This window comes from Anaerolineales bacterium (assembly GCA_016928575.1).
GTDB lineage: Bacteria > Chloroflexota > Anaerolineae > Anaerolineales > RBG-16-64-43 > JAFGKK01.
The window spans coordinates 1-23,074 of the sequence record JAFGKK010000125.1; the positions used below are offsets into that span (position 1 = coordinate 1).

The 23,074-nt window shown below is 63.0% G+C and carries 20 protein-coding genes; 4 read left to right on the forward strand and 16 right to left on the reverse strand.

Annotation, left to right across the window (positions count from 1 at the left end):
- On the forward strand, window positions 1-249 hold a 249-nt coding region (locus tag JW929_14855), incomplete at its 5' end, for a hypothetical protein (protein ID MBN1440683.1).
- Window positions 250-538: 289 nt separating this feature from the next.
- Here the strand turns inward: JW929_14855 and JW929_14860 are convergent.
- From JW929_14860 to JW929_14880, 5 genes are all read right to left on the reverse strand, one after another.
- Window positions 539-1,813, reverse strand: a complete 1,275-nt coding sequence (locus tag JW929_14860; protein ID MBN1440684.1) for a sigma-70 family RNA polymerase sigma factor — start codon at window positions 1,811-1,813, stop codon at window positions 539-541.
- A gap of 309 nt (window positions 1,814-2,122) precedes the next feature.
- Window positions 2,123-2,836: a DUF4340 domain-containing protein gene (locus JW929_14865; protein ID MBN1440685.1), complete on the reverse strand. Its 714-nt coding sequence runs from the start codon at window positions 2,834-2,836 to the stop codon at window positions 2,123-2,125.
- Between the two features lie 48 nt (window positions 2,837-2,884).
- Window positions 2,885-4,525, reverse strand: a complete 1,641-nt coding sequence (locus JW929_14870; GenBank protein MBN1440686.1) for a GldG family protein — start codon at window positions 4,523-4,525, stop codon at window positions 2,885-2,887.
- A 19-nt stretch (window positions 4,526-4,544) separates the two neighbouring features.
- Window positions 4,545-5,312: an ABC transporter permease subunit gene (locus JW929_14875; protein MBN1440687.1), complete on the reverse strand. Its 768-nt coding sequence runs from the start codon at window positions 5,310-5,312 to the stop codon at window positions 4,545-4,547.
- Window positions 5,313-5,318: 6 nt separating this feature from the next.
- Window positions 5,319-6,275: an ATP-binding cassette domain-containing protein gene (locus JW929_14880; GenBank protein ID MBN1440688.1), complete on the reverse strand. Its 957-nt coding sequence runs from the start codon at window positions 6,273-6,275 to the stop codon at window positions 5,319-5,321.
- A gap of 352 nt (window positions 6,276-6,627) precedes the next feature.
- Between JW929_14880 and JW929_14885 the strand changes: the two genes are divergently transcribed.
- The gene (locus JW929_14885; GenBank protein ID MBN1440689.1) at window positions 6,628-9,012 is read left to right on the forward strand and encodes a sodium-translocating pyrophosphatase; all 2,385 of its coding nucleotides are present in this window, start codon (window positions 6,628-6,630) and stop codon (window positions 9,010-9,012) included.
- Window positions 9,013-9,709: 697 nt separating this feature from the next.
- Here the strand turns inward: JW929_14885 and JW929_14890 are convergent.
- From JW929_14890 to mdh, 3 genes are all read right to left on the reverse strand, one after another.
- Window positions 9,710-10,450, reverse strand: coding sequence for a nucleoside-diphosphate kinase (locus tag JW929_14890; GenBank protein ID MBN1440690.1), 741 nt, complete (start codon window positions 10,448-10,450; stop codon window positions 9,710-9,712).
- Window positions 10,451-10,526: 76 nt separating this feature from the next.
- Entirely contained in the window at window positions 10,527-11,711 is a 1,185-nt protein-coding gene (locus JW929_14895) for a citrate synthase (GenBank protein ID MBN1440691.1), read from the reverse strand.
- 36 nt (window positions 11,712-11,747) lie between these two features.
- The gene (gene mdh / locus JW929_14900) at window positions 11,748-12,683 is read right to left on the reverse strand and encodes a malate dehydrogenase (GenBank protein ID MBN1440692.1); all 936 of its coding nucleotides are present in this window, start codon (window positions 12,681-12,683) and stop codon (window positions 11,748-11,750) included.
- Between the two features lie 165 nt (window positions 12,684-12,848).
- Here mdh and JW929_14905 point away from each other — a divergent pair, with 165 nt between their 5' ends.
- Both JW929_14905 and JW929_14910 read left to right on the forward strand, forming a co-directional pair.
- A complete protein-coding gene (locus tag JW929_14905) occupies window positions 12,849-15,674 on the forward strand; it encodes a DEAD/DEAH box helicase (protein ID MBN1440693.1) in 2,826 nt (941 codons plus the stop codon).
- A gap of 5 nt (window positions 15,675-15,679) precedes the next feature.
- Entirely contained in the window at window positions 15,680-16,636 is a 957-nt protein-coding gene (locus JW929_14910) for an NAD(P)H-binding protein (protein MBN1440694.1), read from the forward strand.
- 234 nt (window positions 16,637-16,870) lie between these two features.
- Here JW929_14910 and JW929_14915 read toward each other — a convergent pair whose 3' ends face one another.
- The 8 genes from JW929_14915 to JW929_14950 form a co-directional block, all read right to left on the reverse strand.
- Window positions 16,871-17,398, reverse strand: a complete 528-nt coding sequence (locus JW929_14915; protein ID MBN1440695.1) for a VTT domain-containing protein — start codon at window positions 17,396-17,398, stop codon at window positions 16,871-16,873.
- A gap of 197 nt (window positions 17,399-17,595) precedes the next feature.
- The gene (gene mvk, locus JW929_14920) at window positions 17,596-18,471 is read right to left on the reverse strand and encodes a mevalonate kinase (protein ID MBN1440696.1); all 876 of its coding nucleotides are present in this window, start codon (window positions 18,469-18,471) and stop codon (window positions 17,596-17,598) included.
- Window positions 18,472-18,521: 50 nt separating this feature from the next.
- The gene (locus JW929_14925) at window positions 18,522-19,400 is read right to left on the reverse strand and encodes a decaprenyl-phosphate phosphoribosyltransferase (GenBank protein MBN1440697.1); all 879 of its coding nucleotides are present in this window, start codon (window positions 19,398-19,400) and stop codon (window positions 18,522-18,524) included.
- A complete protein-coding gene (locus JW929_14930; GenBank protein MBN1440698.1) occupies window positions 19,375-20,142 on the reverse strand; it encodes a response regulator transcription factor in 768 nt (255 codons plus the stop codon). The genes JW929_14925 and JW929_14930 overlap by 26 nt, the downstream gene beginning before the upstream one ends.
- Before the next feature lie 56 nt (window positions 20,143-20,198).
- Window positions 20,199-20,441, reverse strand: a complete 243-nt coding sequence (locus tag JW929_14935; protein ID MBN1440699.1) for a hypothetical protein — start codon at window positions 20,439-20,441, stop codon at window positions 20,199-20,201.
- A gap of 4 nt (window positions 20,442-20,445) precedes the next feature.
- Window positions 20,446-20,961 carry an FHA domain-containing protein gene (locus JW929_14940; protein MBN1440700.1) on the reverse strand — a complete coding sequence of 172 codons (516 nt, stop codon included), beginning with the start codon at window positions 20,959-20,961 and terminating at the stop codon, window positions 20,446-20,448.
- Window positions 20,958-22,223, reverse strand: coding sequence for a VWA domain-containing protein (locus tag JW929_14945; GenBank protein ID MBN1440701.1), 1,266 nt, complete (start codon window positions 22,221-22,223; stop codon window positions 20,958-20,960). Before JW929_14945 ends, JW929_14940 begins: the two co-directional genes overlap by 4 nt.
- A complete protein-coding gene (locus JW929_14950; protein ID MBN1440702.1) occupies window positions 22,220-23,062 on the reverse strand; it encodes a serine/threonine-protein phosphatase in 843 nt (280 codons plus the stop codon). The genes JW929_14945 and JW929_14950 overlap by 4 nt, the downstream gene beginning before the upstream one ends.
- Window positions 23,063-23,074 lie beyond the last annotated feature (12 nt).

Consider the following 23,074-nt stretch of genomic DNA (forward strand, 5'->3'; position numbering starts at 1 on the left):
AGGCAAAAACACTTTTTCCGCGTTGTCCACAGGATCCGACAAAATCTTCACAATGTTTACCTTAATGAAAAACCGGAAAAACAAGGGTTTTTATTACCACTCAGCATGATTGATATTGAAAGGATAACCGGCCATTTTACATCCTCACCTCTATCCCCGGTCCCCTTCCCCCTCTCCTGGCATAAGCCAGGAGAGGGGGAAGGGGTGAAGGGGAAGGGGGGTGAAGATTGGGTGATGGCGGGATGCTGAGCAATTACCAAAAATCCTAAAAAACCTTACCGTCGTTCTTGGCTTTGTTCGTCATCCCGGCGCCCATCTTTACAAAGCGATGGTGCTCGAAGCCGTGATGGAGTGGTTATTGATAATTAAAAAGACGCCGGCGAAATTCACCCACGGCGAAGAACACGTCGAGGATGGTAGCCGGCGTGACGATGATTGGCTCAGCGGTAAAAATTTTGGATCATTGCCTGAACAAAATAAACCGAGTAAAGCCCGTCCAATAATGTTCGCCGCCCCGCAATTGCCCGGGGCGGCGCCGTCACTCGCTGATGTAATCCCGCAGTTTGCGGCGGTGGCTGGGGTGCCGCAGGCGGCTGAGCGCTTGGGCCTCGATCTGCCGCACGCGTTCCCGGGTGACGCCCATTTTACGGCCGACTTCCTCGAGGGTGTAGGATTGCCCGTCCAACAGGCCGTACCGCAGCTGCAGAATCCGGACTTCGCGCGGGGGCAGGGTTCCGAGCACTTCCTCCAGCTGTTCGCGCAGAAGGTTGCGCGTGGCGGCTTCGGCCGGGGCGGGGCTTTCCTCGTCCTCGATGAAATCCCCCAGAACCGAATCCTCTTCCTCGTCGGTCGGGGTTTCGAGGGAAAGCGGCCGGCGGGCAACCTGGATCATGTTCTCGACCTTCTTCGAGGTCACGCCCAGCGCGTCGCCCAACTCGTCCGGGCTGGGGTCGCGTCCGAGTTCCTGCGTCAGCTGGTGGGAGACGCGCAACAGTTTGTTGATCTGGTCGCCCATGTGGACCGGGACGCGGATCGTGCGGCCTTGGTCGGCGATCGCCCGGGTCACCGCCTGGCGGATCCACCAAGTGGCGTAGGTGCTGAACTTGTGCCCCCGGCGGTAGTCGAACTTCTTCGCCGCCCGGATCAGGCCGATGTTCCCTTCCTGGATCAGGTCCAGGAACGGGACACCGCGGCCCATGTATTTCTTGGCCACGCTGATCACCAGCCGGGAATTGGCGGTGATCAGATGCTCGCGGGCGGACCACCCGTCTTCGATCCCGGATTGCAGCTGAGCCCGCCGGCGGAGTTCCGCGACGCCCCGTGCGAGGGATTCCCGCGCCAGCTTGCCGCGTTCGATCCGCTTGGCTAGGGTCACCTCTTCGACGGCCGTCAGCAACGGCACCCGTCCGACTTCTTTGAGGTATAGCCCGATTGTGTCGTCGGCGTCGATCGCCGAGAGGTAGGTGTCGTCTTCAAGGAGTTCCCCGGACAGCGGGATTTCCTCTTCCACCTCCGCCAGCTCCTCGTCGCCCGGTTCCGGTTCGGCGGATTCGCTGGTGTCGAAGATCTCCACCCCCGCCGAGAGCAGGGCGGCGTAAGTCTCCTCCAATTGGTCGATATCCCGCTCGGCCTCCGGAAAGTAGCGCAGGATGTCGTCGATGGTGACGAATCCCTTTTCCCGGCCTTGTTCGATCAGGGCGGCGATCGAGGGATGTTCCTCGTCGATCGGAAGGGAATCGTCCACCGGGGCGACGGCCGGAGCGGCCCCGAAGTGTTTCTCGGCCGGGGAAGCGGCCAAGCGCCTGCCGAGCATCGTCACGGCCTTGTGGCGCGCCAAATCCTTCCCCTTCGGAGACGCCGTGCCGCCGGTGGTTTTCACCGGGCGGTTCCGAAGCGGAGATTTGTTGTCTTTGGGCTTGGATCGTTTGGCAGGAGAACGTGGCTTTCCCGCGTTTTTTCCTTTGGCAACCATACTCCACCAGCATACAACGGAAAATTGGGAGGTGCAATAGGCGGCGGCTTTTTCCCTGAAATTTGGGATTTTTCCGAAAAAACCGCCAGTCCATCTCCGGTTGCTTCCATGAGATGGACTGGCGGGGCAGGACGTGTAGGGTGCTGTTTCTCAGGAAGTCGGACTTGCCGTGGGCGTCGCCGGCGCCATCGACGGGGTCGGCGTCACGGTCGGGGTTTCCGTCGGCGTCGCCGTCTCGGTCGGGGTCAGCGTCGGCGTGCGCGTGATCGTCGGCGTGGTGGTGTTGGTCGGCGTGATCGTGAAGGTCGGCGTGATCGTCGGCGGCAACGGCTTATTGGAGATCCAGCCGATCACCCCGGACAGGAAGGTGGTCCGCACGGAGATGATCTTCGGCGAGCCCTCAATCCGCGCGTAGTAGCCGGTCTGGGTCGGATTCATGGCGCCGATTTCCAGCACGAACGATTTCCCTTCCGAGGTCTTCACCGTCAGTTTGTAGTTGGGCTTGTCGAGGTCGAATATCTCCAGTTCCAGGTCCGTGCCGTGTTCGCGGTATACCTCCACCTTGGCGAGCGATGTCACCACCGAGGTTACCGAAGTCTGGTTTGCCTCCGCCGAAGGAATGTCCATCACCATCCAGGTGCCTTTGGTGTTCTTCTGGACTTCCACGTGCATCCCGGCGTTGAGGTCCTCGATCCGGATGAAGTTGATGCTTGCGCCGTCAACGCTCCACAGCGGTTCGAGGGTGGCCGTGACGGAGGAGGCCGGTGTGGGGGCGGGCTGGATGATGTTCGAATCCAGCAGAGCCGCCAGGGCGATCAGTACGACGAGCAGGACCAGCAAACCGTAGGTAATTCTTCTATCCATGGAGTTCTCTCTGTTCCGGAAGGCTCAGGTCCGATTCCGGAGAAGGAATTATTTATGCTTGCGGCGGTTGTACCACACGATCCCGTACAGGGCGACGAAGCTGCCCGGCAGCAGGCAGGCGGAGGTGAGCACGATCGCGTTCATCACCCAGGCGTCCGTCGGCAGCGAGATGTAGCGGTAGGTCGAGGGCTTTTGGGAAAGGCTGATCAGGTTTTCCTGAAAGCTGGCCCAGTTCACGGCGTTCTCCATCAGTTCGCGGTTGGCGCCGGACCTCCAGTTGACGGCCTGGTTCTCGGCGAAATCCTCGTCGCCGAACACCACCACCCGAGAGGAAAGGGTCGCGTCCTCGGCCGAGACGCCGATGTTCAGCGGCGAGTCGTAGTCGACGTCCTTGTTGAAGACTGCGGACCGGTTTTCCGTCGTGAAGGAGATTTCCCCGACCGACGCCGTGTCGGTCTCGCCCCAAACCTTGTTGTTGGGGGCGTCGACTTGGACGAACCCGAGCGGCGTGAACGTCTTCCCGTCCGGCATGGCGATCTCGACGCTCATCGCGGTTGGGAACATCGTCATGGTTTCCGCGGTGGTCAGCTGCGTGATCGGGCTCGCGGAGGGATAGGTCGAGGCGATCGGCGTGAGGATATAGGTGTTGACCAGGTTGACGATGATGTCGTTGCGCAGGGTGATCCCCCACGCCTCCTTCAGGTACGCCGCCAGGATGTCCTCCGACGGGTTCATTTGGGTCACGACGTAGGGGTTCTGCAGAAGAATCAGCCCGCCGCCCGCTTCCAGGTATTCCTTGATCGCCGTGAGTTCAAAATCCAGGAGGGGCGTTTTCGGGCCGGCGAGCACGAGCACCGACGCATCCTCCGGGATTTTCTCCTCCTGGGTCAGGTTCAGAGTCTCGACGATGTAGTTCTTGCTGCGTAGGGCGGAAGCCAGCGTGCTGACGTCGGTATTCTCGCTGCTGTCGATCGAAGCTTCCCCGTGCCCTGCCAGGAAGTAGACCTTGTGCTCGCCGGGATTCATCAGCTTCACCAGGGCGGTGGTGAATTCGCTTTCGGTCGAAGAAGTCACCAGTTCTTTTTGTTCGCCCATCGCAAAGACTAGTGTGCCGTCTTGGGAGATCCCGTCCTGGTTGGCGAGCACCGGATTGGCGTCCGGGTCGATTTTGGTGTAGGTGATCAGCCCGCCCGACTCCGCCATGTACTTTTCCAAAAGCTCCATCGTGCTCTCCCAGCCGGTGTGGCTGGGGCCGTACCACGCGCGGACTTCGACCGGGTTGGCCAAGGTTTGCAGGGTCCGCAGGGTTTCCGGCGAGAGCGTGTTGGATTCATCCTCGGTCAGGTCGACCCACAGCGTGGTCTGGGTCGACGCCTGATACAGGATGTAGTTCACGGTCACGACGATCGCCACCAGCGACAGGCTGGTAATTAACATGTTGGTGCCGTATTTGGCTTGCCGGCTGCCCAGCCAGGATTGGACCCGCTCCGGGTCCAGGAACGCGAAGGCCAGGATGCCCACCGCCCCGATCAGGAGCGGGACGTAGGTGTAAACGTCCACCGCGCCCCGCACGAGGTACGCGATCAGCGCGGTGACCAGCCCGGCCACCCCGGCCAGCAAGAGCCAGGGGGCGATGGCCGCCGGATTGAAATCCCTAATGGAATCCTTTTTATCATTCTGCAAAGACATGGGACGGTTTCCTCCGGTCTTACCGCCACCGCTTGGATTCGATGACGCGGGTGGCGAAGAACAAGCTCAAGGCGATGAGGCTGAGATAGTAAACGATGTCGGTCAGGTCCAGGCGGCCGGCGTAGGCCGTGTTGTAGAAGTGGGAGGTGAAATCCAGGTATTGCAGGACGGTCCCCCACAGCGATGTGCCGCCCATCCCGCCCATATAGCTGAGGGTGCTGGTGGCCAGGCCGGAAACCCACAGACCGAGGCTGACGACCAGCGAGGCGAAGAAGGCCGCCGTCGCGTTGGCGAACAGGGACGAAACCGCCACGCCGATCGCCAACAGCGCCCCAACCAGCAGGAACAGGACGATGTAGGAGCTGACCAGCGGGCCTTGGTCGATCCCGTTCGGCTTGGTGATCGCCTGCAGGAAGATCGGATACACCCAGGTGAGGGCGAGGATCACCGAGGCGAACATCGCAGCGCCGACCCATTTGCCGACGACCAGTTCGGAATCGCGCACCGGTGCGGTCAACAGCAGTTCCAGCGTGCCGGCCCCGTTTTCCTCCGCCAACAGCTTCATGGTGATGGCCGGGGTCGCAAAAAGCAACAGGGTCAGCAACGGGCCCAGCACCGTGGTCCCGGCAAGTTCCTGCGCCGAATAGGTGTTGTTCAGGGTTTGCACCAGGTCGAGCGAGAAGACGATTCCCAGGAACAGGAAGATCACCACGGCCAGAAAATAGGCGATCGGGGAACCGAAATATTGACGGAATTCCTTCCAGGCGATGATCCAGATGTTGCGCATGAATTCCTACTCCTTCTGTTGCCGGGAGCCGCGTTTTCCCTTGGATTTGTCGTCCGTACGGGTCAGTTCCAGGAAGATCTGCTCCAGGTCCACGCCCTGGCTGTGGACTTCGACCACGTCCTGCCCGCCGCGGGTCAGCGCGCGGACGATCGCCGGCCGGATTTCCTTCCCGGGGGCGATTTCCACTTCGAAGATGCCGTTGCCCATCGGTTCGACCGTCAGGACTCCCTTGACCGCGGCGATGATGTTCTCGGCGCCTTCGGTTTCCCCGGCCAGCTCGACGGTGATGCGCTCGGCGCCCGCCAGCCGCGCCTGCAGGTTTTCCGGCCGGTCCTCGGCGACGATGTGGCCTTTGTTGATAATCAGCACGCGGTTGCAGATCTGCTGGGCTTCGGAGAGAATGTGGGTCGAAAGCAGCACCGTGTGATCGGCGCCGAGCTCCCTGATGAAGTTGCGGATTTCCACCACCTGGACCGGGTCGAGGCCGATGGTCGGTTCGTCGAGGATCAGAACCTCCGGCTTGTGGAGCACGGCCTGCGCCAAGCCGACCCGCTGGCGCATGCCTTTGGAGAGGTTGCCGATGTAGGATTCCACCCGGTCTTCCAGGTTCACGCGCTGGATGGCCTCGTCGACGCACTGGTCCGGATTTGGAAGGTGGCGCATCGCGGCCATGAAGTCGAGGTAGTCGAGCACCGTCATGTCGGAGTAGAGCGGCACGGTTTCCGGCAGGTAGCCCACCCGCCGCCGGACCTCGAGCGACTCGTCCACGACGTCGAAGCCGGCCACGATCGCGCGCCCTTCGCTGGGCGGCATGTAGGCCGTCAGGATCCGCATCGTGGTGGTTTTCCCGGCGCCGTTCGGCCCCAGAAAGCCGACGATCTCCCCCTTCTTGGCGTGGAAGTTTAACCCGTCGATGGCTTTGCGCAGGCCGTACCATTTGGTCAGGTTGGTGACTTGAATCATCCTGTCCTCGTAAAAGGGTATGGAGAGATGAGCCCGAAGGTGTTGATCGGGGGATGCTACTGTTTATTTATACTTGTTTTTCGGCTCAAATCAAGGACGGTTCGGGGCTTCTCATCAAACCTTTAGCTGGTCGCGGACCCGCTGGAAGCCCCGTTTCCACCGCCGAAGGCGCGCGCTCCGCCGCGCTTGACAAGGCGGAGGCCCCAAACTAAAATGCGTGAGCTGTTCCCGGCCGACGCGGATGCATCACCCCCGCTGCCAGCGAATGATTAAGAAGAATCCCCGGTCATCCTGCCGCGCCTAATGCGCGGCTTATCTTGTGTGTCGATCCGGACACTCCGTGGAGGACTACATGGAAAATCTTGACATTTTCGGAATGGCAACACGGCACGGCTTGAACCCTGTCGAGCAGATCTTCATCCTCAGCGTGCTGGTGGCCGCGTTCCTCAGCCTGGTCTACGCCGCCTTGTTGCGCTGGATGGTGCTCAAGAAGGACAAGGGCACCGTCAAGATGCAGGAGGTTTGGAACGCGATCCGCAAGGGAGCCGACGCCTACCTCGGGCGGCAGCTGCGGACCATCCTGCCGTTGATCGTCGTGCTGACGGTGGTGATGTTCTTCAGCGTCTATGTGGTCCCGCCCTCGCGGGAGGCGCTGGAGGAGTTCCACAACCTGACCCAGGACCAGATCGCCCTGGTGATCGCGATCGGGCGCACCGTCGCCTTCATCCTCGGCGCGAGCTTCTCGCTGATCGTCGGGCAGTGGGGCATGCGGATGGCCGTCCAGGCCAACATCCGCGTCGCCGCCGCCTCTCGGCGCGGATTCAACGAGGCGCTTTCGATCGCCTACTACGCCGGGACGATCACCGGCATGCTCACCGACGGGCTCGGCCTGCTCGGCGGGACGGCGATCTTCATCGTCTTCGGACGGGCCGCCCCCGACGCCCTGCTCGGCTTCGGCTTCGGCGGCACCCTGCTGGCGCTGTTCATGCGCGTCGGCGGCGGCATCTACACCAAGGCTGCCGATGTGGGCGCCGACCTGGTCGGCAAGGTCGAAAAAGACATTCCCGAGGACGATCCGCGCAACGCCGCGGTGATCGCCGACTTGGTCGGCGACAACGTCGGCGACTGCGCCGGCATGGCCGCCGACATCTTCGAAAGCTACGAAACGACCATCGTCTCCGGCCTGATCCTCGGCTTGGCGCTGGTGTCCTTGACCGGCGAGTTGAAGTGGATCGTCTACCCGCTGGTGATCCGCGCCGTGGGCGTGATCTCCTCCATGCTCGGGACCTTCACCGTTCCGATCTGGGAAAAGTTCCCGATCCCCTTCCTGCGGGCGCATGATGCCGAAGAGGCGATGTTCCGCTCGTACGAGGTGTCGAGCTTCTTTACCTGCACCATCTCCTTCATCCTGGCCCTGACCTACGCCCAAGACTGGCGCCTGGCGGCCCTCACCACCATCGGCGTCGGCCTGGCGGTGGCCTTCAACCCGCTGACCTCGTTCTTCACTTCCACCAAGCACGCACCGGTCAAGGAGATCGTCAAATCCACCAACACCGGACCCGCCACCACGATCCTCTCCGGCCTTTCGGTCGGGATGGAATCCAGCGTCTACGCCCTGTTCGTGATCGTCGTCGCCTTCATCCTCGGGTTGCTGCTCTACAGCGCCGACGGGGCGACCTACGTGCTGTACGCCGTGGCGATGATCGGCATCGGCATGCTCTCGCACACCGGCAACAACGTGGCGATGGACTCCTACGGCCCGATCTCCGACAACGCCAACGGGATCGGCGAGATGGCCTGGCATGACCTGAAGGACAAGGAAACCCTCAAGGCCCGCCAGATCATGGCCGACCTCGACGCGGTTGGCAACACCACCAAAGCCATCACCAAGGGCATCGCCATCGCCTCGGCCGTGATCGCCGCGGTCAGCCTGTTCGGTTCCTACATCACCGACGTCGGCCGGGTGCAGGCCCAACTCGGTCAGACGGTGATGGACGCCATCCGCGTCTCCGACACCAAGGTGTTCATCGGCTTGCTCCTGGGCGGCGCCCTGCCATGGCTGTTCGGCTCGCTCTCCATCCGCGCGGTCAGCCGCGCGGCCTGCCAGATCGTTGAGGAAGTCCGCCGCCAGTTCAAGCTTCCGGGCATCATGACCGGAAAAGTGGCTCCGGATTACGCCCGGGTGGTGAGCATCTCCACCGCCTCGGCCCAGAAGGAGCTCATCCCGCTGGCGACGATCGCCGTCCTGATGCCTCTGGCCGTCGGCTTAATCCTGCAGGTCGAAGCTTTGGGAGGCTTCCTGGCTGGCATCATCCTCTCCGGCCAGTTGCTGGCGGTGTTCATGTCGAACGCCGGCGGCGCCTGGGACAACGCCAAGAAGTCGATCGAGGACGAGCCCCGCGACCTCAAGGCCAACACCGGCAAGGGTTCCGAACGGCATAAGGCGGGCGTGGTCGGCGACACGGTCGGCGATCCGCTCAAAGACACCGCCGGTCCGGCCCTCAACCCGATGATCAAGGTCGCCAATCTGGTCAGCCTGCTGGCCGCCCCGATCATTGTCAAGTACCAATTGACCAATGCCGACGGCAGCGTGAATTTCGTCGTCCTGGCCGTGGCGGTTTTGTTGCTGGCGGCCACCGTCTGGGCGATTGCGCAAAGCAACCGCCAAGTGAAGGAAGAACCCGCGGTTGCCGCCGTTCCCGCGGCAAAGAAACCCGCCGCGAAGCGAAAAAAGTAACCCCTGTCAATCCCGAGTAGGAAAAGGAGAAGGCCTCAAGCCTTCTCCTTTTTTCTACCCGGAATCCCGTTTTTTCTTTTTCCTCACCCCGATCCCATAATTCCGAAACGGATGAAAACCTCCCTTTTTCTTTTTCCCCTTTCGCATCCTCCCGTCACTGTCCCGAGCGGAGTGCGGAACAGGCGTTGCCGGATTAATCCTCCCAGTCCTTCTCAACAACTCGGCGGCTTTACATTATCTACCTGCTTTGAATGTATATTTCCCATGCAAGAATTTAAGTATCTCCTCAGCCTCCCCCTCATCCGCCCTCCCGTCGCTTCGCTCCGGGACAGGTTCGGGCGCCTTCTCCCAGCCCTGCATCTACGGATGAACTTATACATTTATTGAAAGCCCTCCAACTTAAGCGATGGGCTGGGAGAAGGATGGGATGAGGGGAAAATGAAAACTGGTTTTTCCGGACATTTATATAATTCTTGCATCGGGGTGAGCAGACAAAAACTGAGAAGCAATTACCGTCTTTTTTTTCGGCTCAGCCGACCATCCACTGTGCGGCGAATAGGACCTATCCCCTCTTTCGTGGGAGGAGGGATGCCCCGCAACCTGTTGTGGGAGGCGGGAGATCGCCGATAGCCCCGGCAAATGGGAGACCGGGCCAATGCCTGTCAGGGCGGAAGAACCGCAAAGCCGGGGCGGCGGGTCAGTCCTCTTCTTTACAAACGTTAATAAGGTATTTCGCCGCCACCGCCTCGAGCGGGGCGGGAGCCGGGTTCCCCTGCAGGACGGCTTTAAGGATCTCCATATCCGAAGACCACACCAGGCTTCCGGGCGTGATGAAACAGAAGGCGCCCGGCTGGTAGGCGGTGGCCAGTTTTCCCCCGTGATAGTAATAATGGCTTTGGCTGGTCACCACCGGATAGGCATGCATCGACGGCGGCATATCCGCCGGCTGGAACCATAATTTGATCTCCCGCTCGGCGTCGGCGGCATTGGCCGAGGCGTGGATCAGGTTTTCCATCCGCTGGCCGATGGCGTTCCCGTTCTTGTCCAGAATCGGGACCAGGGTGCCCAGCGAGCGGATGCAGCCCGGCTGTTTTTCCCGCGCCTCGTGCGGGTTGGTCGGTCCGACCAATTCGCGGATCCGCTGCACCGCGTCAACGCCCTGATAGACGAAAGCGACAACCCGGCGCTTCCAAGGCTCGTCCGGGTAGTGGATCTTCCCCATGATGAAATCGAGCAGCCCGGGAAAGAACACTTTCCCGCGGTGCTCCGCGTAGTGTTCGTCGGCCAGCATCCGGTTGACATAAACGATCTTTGCGGCGGCGAACCGCAGGCCGGTGTGGAACTCGGAAAGTTGGGAGACGATGTAACCGGTGAGCGAGTTTTTCAGCGCGTCGGGTTTGATCAGGACCAGCGTTTGCTCGAGGGCTTCGTTGGGCATTCGGGAACTCCGATGATTTCCATGATACCGGGGATCGAGGTTTTCCGCCACCGGCGGGCGGCACTTGGGCGGCCGGTCAGCGCTCGCGGACCGGCGGATACGGTTCTTCTTCCGGGCCGACGTAGATGAAGCGCGGCCGGAAGATCCGGTTGTCGATCCATTGTTCGAGCGCGTGGGCCGTCCAGCCGGCGCTGCGTCCGACGGCGAAGATCGGGGTGAACATCGCGATTTCGATGCCCATCGAGGCCATCACGACTCCGGAGAAAAAATCCACGTTCGGCCAAATTCCGCGCTGGCCGTATTTCTCGGCCATCACCTTCTCGATCCGCTCGGCGGTTTCCAGCCAGTGTTCGGTGCCGGCCCGGCGGGTCACCTCGCGGGCTTGGTTGCGCAGGATCGTCGCGCGCGGGTCCATGATTTTGTACACGCGGTGTCCGAATCCGTGAATCCGCAGTTTCTGCGACATCGCGTCCTCCAGGAACCGCTCGACGTTCTCCAGCGAGCCGATCGCCTGGAGCATCCGCATCACCTCTTCGTTGGCGCCCCCGTGCAACGGCCCCTTCAGCGCGCAGATCCCCGCCACGACCGCCGAGTACAGGTCGGAGAGGGTCGAGCGGACGGTCACGGTGGCGAAGGTGCTGGCGTTGCACTCGTGATCGGCGTGCAGGATCAGCAGGACATCCATCACCTCCGCGTAGAAATTGTCGGGCGCGGCTCCGGTGAGCATGTAGTAAAAATTGCCGGCGTGCGTCAGGTCCGCCCGGGGGGTGAGCATCGGTTTCCCCTGCCGGGCCCGGGCGATGGCGGCCGCGATGGTGGCGATCTTTGAGACGATCCGGATGCTTTGGCGGCATTGTTCGGAGGGCGTATCGTCTTCGGTGGTCTCGTCGTAGGCCGCGAGGGCCGAAACCGCCGTGCGCAGAACCGACATCGGATGCACGCCGTAGCGCGGCGCGTGCTTCGCAATCAGGTCGTACAGCTCGGACGGAATCTCCCTGTACGAGCGCATCAACCGTTCGAGATCCTTAAGTTCGGCTTCCTTGGGCAGGCGGTCGTACAGCAAAAGGTAGAACACCTCCTCGTAGCTGGATTTTTCGCACAATTCCTCGATCGGGTGTCCGTGATAGACAAGCTTGCCCCCCATTCCGTCGACAAAGCTCTTCGCGCTCTCGCCCACGGGAATTCCTTCCAGACCCTTGGAGAAGGGAATCTCGCCCGCCTTGGCGATCAGTTTAACTTCCTCGGAGTAGGTGTTGGCCATGGTTCTCTCCTGCGTCTCCGCTCCTCTCCCCCCCGCTTACGGACCGTTCGAGGCCAAGCCGGAAACGATCTTGCGGATCCGGGCGGCGGAGGCTTCCAGCGTGGCACGCTCCTCGGCGTTGAGCGACAATTCGACGATCCGCTCCACCCCGGTGCGTCCGATCTGCACCGGCACCCCGAAATAAATGTCGTCCAGGCCGAATTCGCCCTCGCAATACGCCGAACAAGGAAACACCCGGTGCGTGTTGTTAAGGATGGATCCCACCATCGCCGTCAGGGCCGCCCCCGGCGCATACGCCGCACTGCGGGTCTTGAGCAGGTTGATCAGCTCCGTGCCGCGGTTCCGGGCTCGGTCGACGAGCGCTTCCAGCCTTTCCGCCGGGATCAGATCCGAAAGCGGAACCCCGCAGACGTTTGAATGGCGGACCATCGGCACCATGGTGTCGCCGTGTCCGCCGAGCATGAACGCATGCACGCTTTCGACGCTCACGCCCAATTCCCGGGCGATCAGGATCTGGAACCGCGACGAGTCGAGGATCCCGGCTTGGCCGATCACCCGCTGTTTGGGAAGCCCGCTCGACCGGTAGGCCAGGTAGGTCATCGCATCCACCGGGTTGGTAAGGATGATCAGGATTGCCTCCGGCGAATGCCCAACCGCGGCCGCGACCGTTTCCTTGATTACCGCGGCGTTGGTCTGCGCCAATTCGTCGCGGGTCATCCCCGGTTTCCGCGGTTTGCCGGCGGTGATGATGACCACGTCGGAATCGCGCGTGTCGGCATAATCGCTGGTCCCGTGGACGCTGGTCGATTGCTCGAGAATCGGGATGGCTTCCTGCAAATCCAGCGCCGCGCCCTGGGCCAGCCCGTCCACCGCATCCAACAGGACGATGTCGCATAAATCCTTTGCGGCCAGCCAGACGGCGGTCGCCGATCCGGTGTTGCCGGCTCCGATGATCGAGACTTTGGGGCGCATCGCTTGTCCAGGTTTGTCGGAATGCGGTTGGGACCGCGGAAGAACCGTTCCGGATCCGACCCCGGGGGATTAAGGCGTTAGTCTACCATAATCCCCCCAAGACGGATGGTATAATCTCCGCGCCCGCTCCCAAACCGGAAGCGGACCTGGAAACGCCCCCGTCCAATGTCCGAAAAAAAACACATCGTATCCCTTGATATCGAAACCACCGGGTTGTCGCCCGAACGCGATGCCGTGATCGAGGTCGGCCTGATCCGCTTTCGCGGAGACCGCGAGGAAGCCCGCTGGTCCTCCTTCGTCCATCCCGGCTGCCGGATTCCCCCGGCCATCACCCAGCTCACCGGCATCACCGATGCCATGGTTTCGGACGCCCCGCCGATTAAGGCGTTGATCCCGCAGATCCGCGAGTTCGCCGGCGGCGACCCGATCCTCGGGCACAACGTTGCCTTCGACATCGCCTTCTTCCGCAAGCACAGGCTGTTCCAGGACCAGGATGTTCTGGACTCCTTGGAGCTGGCCTCGGCGCTCCTTCCCCGCGCTCCGCGCTACAACTTGGGGGCGTTGTGCTCCCATCTGGGAATCCCCGTCTCCCCAACCCACCGCGCGTTGGACGACGCGCTCGCGGCCTATGCACTTTACCGCCGGCTGGCGGAGATCGCCTGCGGACTTCCGACCGCGTTCCTCGCCGAGATGGTGCGTTTCGGCCAGAATGTGAAGTGGGGCGGCGGCGCGCTGATGGAGGAGGCGTATGCCGCCAGGCTGAAGGAGGAGGGGGCGCTGGCCAAAACGCCCGGCGTGCGCTTCCCGATCTTCGAGTCGCAGCCGGTGTTCGGGCGGCGCGACGATTCCCAGTCCGGACCCGAACCGCCGCTCCCCCGCGAGGAACCCGAACCCCTCGATCCGGAGGCGATGGCCGCATTGCTCGACACCCGCGGTCCGTTCGGCGCCCATTTTCCCGGCTACGAACGCCGGACCCAGCAGATGGAAATGACCGCGGCCGTTTCCCAAGCCTTCTCGCAAGGTTCTCACCTCATGGTCGAGGCGGGCACCGGCACCGGGAAAAGCCTGGCTTACCTGATCCCGGCGGTCCATTGGGCGCTTAAAAACGGCGAGCGCGTGGTTGTCTCCACCAACACCATCAACCTGCAGGATCAGCTTCTGAAAAAGGATTTTCCCGACCTGGTGCGGGTGCTGAAGTTGGAAGCGCGGGCCGCCGCCCTTAAAGGCCGCTCAAATTACATCTGCCCGCGGAAATTCGAGGCCCTGCGCCGCCGCGGACCGGAAAACGCGGATGAAATGCGCGTACTGGCTAAAACCGTCCTCTGGCTGACCGAATCCGAGAGCGGCGACCGATCGGAGATCAACCTCAACGGTCCGGCGGAACGCGCGGTTTGGGCCCAGCTTTCGGCGGAGGATGAGCTCTGCTCCCCGGAAGGGTGCTATTTATTCCGGAGAAAAACCTGCCCCTTCCTCCGCGCCCGGGTTGCGGCCGAATACGCGCATGTGCTGATCGTCAACCATGCCCTGTTGGTGGCGGACGTGGCGGCTGAGAACCGGGTCCTTCCCGAATACCGCTACCTGGTGGTGGATGAAGGCCACCAGCTGGAAGCGGCCGCCACCGACGGCTTGTCGTTCCGCTGTTCCTGGCCGGATCTGGAGCGTTCGCTGCGCGAACTCGGCAACGCGCGCTCCGGCTGGCTGGGGATGCTGACGGCGCGGGCGCGGAAGGGCGGCGCGGATAAGGAGACCGCCGCCTTCCTCCGGGCCCGGATCGGCGACCTGGAAGCCGCGGTCGAATCCGCCGCCCGCACCGGAAAGGCTTTCTTCGGCGCAATTGATCAATTCGTGTTCAGCCAAATCGACGGTCCGCCGAAGGACTTCGCCCTGCAATACCGCCTGATACCCGCCGTGCGCACCCTGCCGGGGTGGGAGAACGTGGAAGAGGCCTGGGACAACATGCGCGCGGATTTCACCGAGGCTTCGCGGATCGCCGCGGCGATCGCCGAGCGGATCCACGGCGCCGGGGACGAAGAGGAAAATTCCAACGAGCTGCCGCTGCTGTTGGCCGGCTGGGCCGGACGAGTCGGACAGACCGTGGAGTCGATTCATAAGATCATCGCCAAGCCCGACCCGCAGAGGATTCATTGGGTCGAGATACCCCGCGACCGCGACGTACGAACTCTGTATTCCGCGCCTCTGCACGTCGGTCCGCTGGTGGAAAAGCACCTGTGGCACGCCAAGCATTCGGTCGTCCTCACCTCGGCCACCCTCACCGCCGCCGGCGAATTCGACTATCTCCGCGAGCGGCTCAACGCCGACGAAGCGGACACCCTCGTGGTGGGTTCGCCGTTCGATTTTGAAAACTCCGCGCTGTTGTACCTCGTCACCGACATCCCGGAGCCGGGCAACCTGCGGGCTTACCAGCATGCGCTGAACCGCGCGCTGGTGGAGCTGTGCCAGGCCACCCGCGGCCGCGCGTTGGTGCTGTTCACCTCGTATTCCCAATTGCGGCAGACGGCCCAAGTCATCCAGGGGCCGCTGAGCCGCGCCGGGATCGTCGTCTACGAGCAGGGGGAGGGCGCCTCGCGCCACGCCCTGCTCGAGACGTTTAAATCCGCGGAGCAGGCCGTATTGCTCGGCACCCGTTCGTTCTGGGAAGGTGTGGACGTCCCCGGCCAGGCGCTTTCGGTCCTGGCTCTCACCAAACTCCCGTTCGACGTGCCGAGCGATCCGATCGTCGCCGCGCGGGGGGAGACCTTCGAGGATTCGTTCCAGCAATATTCCCTGCCGGAAGCCATCCTCCGATTCCGCCAGGGGTTCGGCCGGCTGATCCGCACCAAGACCGACCGCGGCGTGGCGGTGGTTTTCGACCGGCGGATCATGACCAAATCCTACGGGCGGGCCTTCATGGATTCCCTCCCGGAGTGCACCCGGGAACAGGGACCCTTGGCAGACCTTCCGGCGCGGGCCGCTCGCTGGCTGGGGGAGTAGCCGGGATGCCGTTAAAGATCCTCGTCACCGGGTCCACCGGGTTCATCGGCCGGGTGGTCAGCCGGGTTCTGGCCGGCCGCGGGCATTCGCTGCGTTTGTTGGTCCGGCCTTCCCCGCGCCTGCCGCCGATGCCCGTCCCCCGCGCGGAGGTGGTCGTCGCTTCGTTTGAGGATGAAGGCGGGTTGCGCGCCGCCGCGGCGGGTATCGATGCGATCGTCCACTTGGCCAGCGCCGAGGGGGAGCACCGCCGGCGCGATCTGTTTGCGGTCGACGTCGAGGGAACCCGCAACCTCCTGGCATCGGCGAAGGCCGCCGGGGTGAAGCGGATCCTCTACCTCAGCCATCTGGGGGCCGATCGGAGCTCGGCCTATCCGTTTCTTCAGGCCAAGGGAATCGCCGAGAACGCGTTAATGAACAGCGGCATCCCCGCGCTCATTCTCCGCTCTTCCCTCGTTTTCGGAGCCGGCGATTCGTTCACCAACGCCGTCGCGCTTTTCGCGCACTTGCTCCCGGCGGTCTTCTTCATTCCGGAGATGGATACCTACCTCCAGCCCCTGTGGGTGGAGGATTTGGCGGCCTGCATGGAATACTGCCTGGCCGAGGACCGCTACATCGGCGAGATCCTCTCCATCGGCGGGCCGGAGCATCTTTCCTTCCAACAGATCGTGGAGACCGTGCTGGACGCGATCCGGGCGCCGCGGATGATCGTCCCGCTTTGGCCTCCGCTCGCCCGCTCGGGTTTGTGGCTGATGGATTGGGGGCTTCCCCATTCCCCGTTTACGCCGTTTTGGATGGACTACCTGGCGGTGCCGAGCACCTGCGAAGCCAACAGCCTCTCGCGGCTGTTCGGATTAAAGGCCGCCGCCCTCCGCGAATCCATCGGGTACCTGCGGCAGGGAAGGGGGATCCGCAAATTCCTGCAATATGTGATGCGGGGGAGTGAAGCCCTGCAGGGGGATTAGGATCGAACAAGAACGGGGGCAAGGGCGGCGAGCCAAAGAGATGCGAAGTCCGTCTGCGCCCGGCAATCGGTCGTGGCATCGCCGGTCAAGCCCGCGCCGGCCTTCGCCCAGCGGGGGTGTCGATAGCGGGTAGGAAAACCGGGAACCGGGGGGAGTTAACAGCCACTGGTTTCCAGGAGCGGGCGGAGCAGGGCCGGTCCCGGATGATTTCCGGCTCTTTTTGCCCGGCGGATGCTACTCCGGCGTCAGCCAGGGAATCGACAGCGATCCGGCGTAGGCGAACAACAGCATTTTTATTATCTTCCCGATCATGCAGAATACCAGGAACCGCCACATCGGCATCTTCAACATCCCGGCGACGATTCCCGCCAGATCGAAGATCGGATTGGGGATGAAGCCGAGGACGAGGATCGTCCACGGGCCGTATTTGCGCATCCACTCCGTCATCTGATCGGCGTATTTGCGGTTCCGGATGACGATGTTCCCGGAATATCCGGCCAAGTAGCCGGACAACTCGCCGATCGCCGATCCGGCGCCGGCCGCCAGAGCGACCAGCAGAGGATTGTAGACCGCGCCGAGGCCGAACACAAACGCCACGCCGGGCGCCGGCAGGATGATCGTCGCGTTGGCGAGGATCGACAGCAGAAAGATTCCGACGTACCCCAGACTCACCAGCCATCTGGCTTGATCCCGCAATACGTAAATTCCGACCGTCAGGACGATGACCAACAGCAAAAGGCCCGCCCGAGCCAGGATGGGCAAGGCCTTTCCCCAAAAAGACGGCTTGGGGACCCGCGATTCGCCGGCATCGATTGTCATCAAGGCGAGACCTGGTTTTTCTAGGGGACCGGATGTTTCGGCCGCGGGGATCCGCGTCCGGGGTTCTCCGCCGGGATTATCATAACATCGAATCGCACTGTCACGATAGCTTTAACCCGGCGGCCGCAAAGCGGACGGGGCTATCGTTCGAGGTTTGTGCGGTAGACGGCGGCCGCTCCGGACGCGGTCAGGGCGGCTTCCACCTCGGGAATCCTGGCCGGATCGACCAGCGCGATGACGTTCCCGCCCAAGCCGGCCCCGGTAAGTTTTGCGCCGAACGCGCCCGCCTGGCGCGCGGCGTCCGCCATTCGGTCCAAGAGCGGCGTACTGACCCCGAGATTCGTCAAGAGGCCGTGGCAGCGATTCATCGCGGCTCCAAGCGGCGCGGCTTGGCCGGCTTCCAGCAGCCGGCGTCCCTCCTCCGCCAGCTCCCCGATCTTCCGAAACAGTCCGTCGTAGCGCTGAGGATCCGCTTGTCGGCGTTCGCGGACGCCGCCGACGGCGTCCCGGGTCTTGCTGCGCATCCCGCTGTCGGCGATCAGCAGGTCCATCGGCGCCCCGGCGGCGACGAGTTGCGGTTCCTCCCCGCGCCGGAAAAACACCGGGCTTTCGAAGGCGATCACCGTGTTGTCCACGCCCGAAGGGGTGCCGTGGTGAATCCGCTCCACCTCGTAGACGATCTGCGAGATTTCCATGGGGGAAGAAGTCCGGCCGGCGGCGGAAGCCAGTGCCCGGACTACGGCCGTCGAGACCGCGGCGCCCGATCCAAGCCCGGAGGCGACGGGAATTTGCGAGACGACGGTCAGCCGGCCTCCGGCGAGATCCAGCTTCAAAGCCGCCGCGGCATGCCGGACGCAGAAGGCAAGGGGATTGTCTGGCGGAAGGTCGTTTAGCGCGGCGTGCAGCCCGATATCCGGAGCTTCGATCAGGCAAGGGGCAGGGCCCGCCGCCGAATACTCCGCCGCGGCGCGCAGCCCGCGGACGGGGACGGCGACGGCGGGGAAACCGTAAACCACGGCATGCTCCCCAAGGAGGATGATTTTTCCGCAAGCGGTGGCCCGGTGAGTTATGTCCACAGGTAAAGGATCATCATGGCGGCCAATCCCCAGAGCAGGATGGCGGCCTGCAGCGGGCGGTCCGTGAGGACCAGTTCTTCGGGGGCGCCGCCGATGTGTTCGATCTGGACCAGGTAGAGGTAGCGGAAGAGCCCGTACACGACGAAGGGGATGGTCAGCATCATCGCGTGGTTTTCGGGCAGGTTGGGGGCTTCGAAGGTGTAGAACGAATAGGCCACGATCGTAGCCGCGGAGACGATCTGGATGTAGCTGTCGAGCAGCGGAATCGAGTAGCCCCTCAGCACCCGCCGGTGGTTGGAGGCGCCCTCCTCCAGCAGGAGGATTTCCGACCGCCGCTTGCCGAAGGAAATGAACAACGCCAGGAGGGTCATGCAGACGTACATCCAGGGCGAGAACCGCTCGACGGTGATCAGCAGGACGCCGCCGACGACGCGCAGGACGAAGAAGAAGGCTACCATCAACGCGTCGACGACCGGAACGTGTTTGAGCCAGAAGGAGTAGGCGAAGTTCAACAGAATGTAAACGGCGGCCAGGACGGCAAAAGGCGGGGCAAGGACGTGCGCTGCCGCGAGGGTGGCGGCCATCAGGACCGCGGCGGAGGCCGCCGCGGTCGGGACGGACAGCCGGCCAGAAGCGATCGGCCGCTTGCGCTTCGAGGGATGGAGCCGGTCCTGGTTGCGGTCGGCGATGTCGTTGATGAGGTAGACCGATCCGGAGGCCAGGCACAGCAGGAGGAAGCCGGCGGCGGTGCGCAGCAGAGGCTCGGGAAGGAAGAACTGGCGGTCGAACACCAGGGCGGCGAAAAGAAATACGTTCTTCGGCCACTGCTTCGGCCGCAGGCTTTTAATCAGGTCCTTGATCCACGCCATGGGATCCCTCGGGGGACGGATTATTCGGCCCGGCGCCTTCGGACGGCTTTCCGGCGGTGGCGGCGGGCTCGCCCGCCGGGCGGGAAGCCCGGCGATAGTCTGCGAACCGGTATCCGACTCCCCGCTCGGTCAGGATGTATTTGGGATCGGCCGGATCATTTTCCAGCTTCTGCCGCAGATAGTTCACGTACAGGCGCAGGTAGTGCGTTTCCTCGCGGTATTCGTATCCCCAGACTTTGGCCAACAGCTGGTCGTGAGTAACCACCCGCCCGGCGTTCTGGACCAAGTGGTACAACAGCCGGTACTCGGTGGGGCGCAGGGCGACCGGCTTGCCTTGCACCAGAATCTCCCGCCGGTCGAAGTCGATCGTCAGCCGGTCGTCGACCACGATCGGCTGATGGGCGGCCGTGCGGGGCATCTCTTCGCGTCGGAGCACCGCCCGGATCCGGCTGGCCAGTTCCCTCGGGCTGAAGGGTTTGGTGATGTAATCGTCCGCGCCGCGCTCCAGCCCCCGCACCCGGTCGTCCTCCTCCCCTTTGGCGGTGACCATCAGGATCGGCACCTGCGAGAACTCGCGGATCATCCGCAGGGTTTCGAATCCGTCGATGTCGGGCAGCATGACATCGAGCAGCACCAGGTCCGGAATCGCATTCCGCAGCTGCTCCAGGGCTTCGGTGCCGCTTTGCGCTTCGACCACGTCGAAGCCGTCCTGCTCCAAATTCAGCCGGATGAACCGCACCATCCGCGGTTCGTCGTCGACGACCAACACCCGGCGGCGATCGGATCCGCTCACGGGGGTTACTCCCGGACGAAGGTGACCAATTTTTCTTCCGCTTCGCCCGGCATCACTTCGATGAAGGATATGCGGTGGATCGACCAGATCACCGTGCTGACGTTCGGCTGCAGGTAGGGCAGGTCCTTCCCATCCCGGCGGCGGGGGTTGGCGACGGTGATGTAGTTCGCGTCGGCCGCGGGCAGGGCCTCCACTTCCCCCATCACCGCGTCTTCGTTGGTGAGGTGGACTAGGACGGAGATGGCCATGGGATTATTGTCCTCCTATTTGGCGGGTGACTTCGATGATCAGGTTTCCCAAACGGAGGATGTCTCCGTCGGACAGGGTCGCCGGATGATCCGGCAGAACGCGCACGTCGTTGACGAACGTGCCGTTGGCGCTGCCCAGATCGATCGCCAGCAGCATGTCGCCTTCGAAGCGCAGGTGGCAATGCAGGCGGGAAACCCCCTTTTCGTGCGCCCCGAACCGGTTCAGGTCGATGTCGGGGATGACCGCCTGTCCTTTCTCCGCCCGTCCGAGGATGTATTCCTGCTGTCCGAACAGGGGGATGCCCACGTTGTTGCCGGCCACCTTCAACGCGATCGAATCGGTCGCCCTCAGCGGGGCATGGGAGGTTTCGCTTGCTTTTCGAGAGATCATTTCCGCCGCCTTCGCTGCGGGCAGTGCGTTGGTGGGCGAGGAACTGTCTTCGCTGACCCGGGCGCAGCATTCCGGGCAGAATAAGGTTCCGTAGTACACCGAGGCGTGGCAAACGTGGCAGGAGATCATTTCGGCCTGCCTCCGTGCTTGGGATCCACCAGACTGCGGGTTCCGTATTTGACCGCCTTCTTGCCCTTTTCCGAGATCGCATGGGTGCGGCGGAGCTGGGAAGATTCGCTGAGGACCGTGTTCGCCAAATCCGGTTCGCCCATTTCGAACAGCCGGGTGGCGATCCGCTCGAGGCGCGTCTTCGCCAGGTTCAAGTGGCCGGTTTGCGCGTCGGCCAGGGCCTTTTCCTGCAGGCGGGCCAGGTTGACGTTCCGCACGGCCGCCAGGAGCGTGCCGGGTATGGGCGCCGGGACCGGCTCGGACACGACCGGCAGACTCAGCGAAAGAATCGTCCGCAAGTTGGTCGCCCGTTTGGCGAGGTGCGCTCCGAGGTGCAGGCGGCTGATCTCGAACGAATCCATCGGCGTGATCGGCGGGATGAGGAATTCCATCAACAAGGTGATGTTGTTCCCGGAGAACAGCGTACCCAGCCGCAACATGTGGCCTTCGACCAGCGGCATCGGGGCCGGATTGACCCGGAAGGCCGAGTGCAGGGTGACGCCGGGCGTTGTTTCCACCTCCACGACCACCTGGTCGGCATGCACTTGGCCGAGGCCTTGAAACTTCTGCTGCAGGAACGGACCCAGCGAAGCGAGGTTGTCGATGTAGACGGCTTGCCCGCCGGTTTTGGTGGCCAGCGAATCGAGGAACAGGTCGTTCCACTCCTCGCCGATCCCCATCGCGGTGATCTCGATGCCTTCCTGCGCCATTTCTTCGGCCAGTTGCAGGCAGGCCGCCTCGTCGCCATACGTCCGTCCGTCGGTCAGCAGGAGGACGTGGTCCACGGATTTAGGATGCCGCACCTGGCGCAGCTGATTCACGCCGGCCGACAGCCCCTGGTAAATTTCCGTACCCCCGTTGGCCTGGATCAAACTCAACCGCTGGCGGGCTTCCGACATCGGCAGCGACAACTCAGTCGACAGCAGCACTTCCGCCCGGTCGCTGAAGGTGACGACGGCGATCTTGTCCTGCGGACGAAGCTGGGTGATGATGTTTTCGGCGGAGATCCTGGCGGTGTCGAGCCGTTCCCCGGCCATCGAGGTCGAACGGTCGAGAACCAGGCTCAGGTTCAGCGGCGGAGGGATCGGTTCGGATTCCTGCTGCGAGGGCTGGACGGTCGCCATCGCGTACAGCACTTGCGGCTCGTCGAGGGCCCGCAGGACGGGTCGGCTGACATGGACTTCCATGTACAGCGGTTCCTTGCTGGGGCTGGCGCTGCTCATTTTTCCCCTGTCATCTCTACGATGACCACCGATATGTTGTCCGGGCCGCCCATCGTGTTGGCCTGGCGGGCGAGGGCGACGGCGGCGTCTTGCGGCGAAGGATAATTCTTGGAAATCCGCAGGATCTCGGAATCCGACAGCACGCCCCACAATCCGTCGGTGCACAGCATCAGGCGCGAACCGTATTCCCACGGCACGGTCAGGAAGTCGGTCTCGATCCCCTCGACCTGACCGACCGCCCGCAGGAGGACGTTGCGCTGGGCGAAGCGGCCGGCTTCCTCCGTCGAGATGTGACCCTGATCCACCAACCGCTGCACCAGCGAGTGGTCGTGGGTGATCTGGCGGATTTCCTTGCCGACGAAATACGCCCGGCTGTCGCCGACGTGGGTCAGGAACACCTGGCGGCTGAAGATCAGCGCCGCGGTCAGGGTTGTCCCGGAGCCCGGAAGATTCAGCATCACCGCCTGGTTGGCCTGGACCATGGAGGATTCCAGGATCTCCTGGATCGACTCGGTTTGCTCCGCCGCGCCGCCCATCCATTGGGCGCCGAATTTTCCGACAACCTCGCGGGCGAAGGTTTGGGCCGCCAGCAGGCTGGCCCGCTCGCCCAGCTCGTGGCCGCCCATGCCGTCCGCGACCAGGAACAGCCCGTAATAAGGGGATACCGAATCGCCTTGCTGCAGCGAGGTGTGGACGATCAGGCAGTCCTCGTTGGATTGGCGGACCCGGCCGACGTCGTAGGCGATCCCGGTGCGGAACATCGGAATGTCGTGCGGCAACTCGGCGGCGGGCTTCGATTTGGTGCTGCGGCGTGTGCGGATGCGGGTAATGGGAGCCAAACCAGTCTCCTG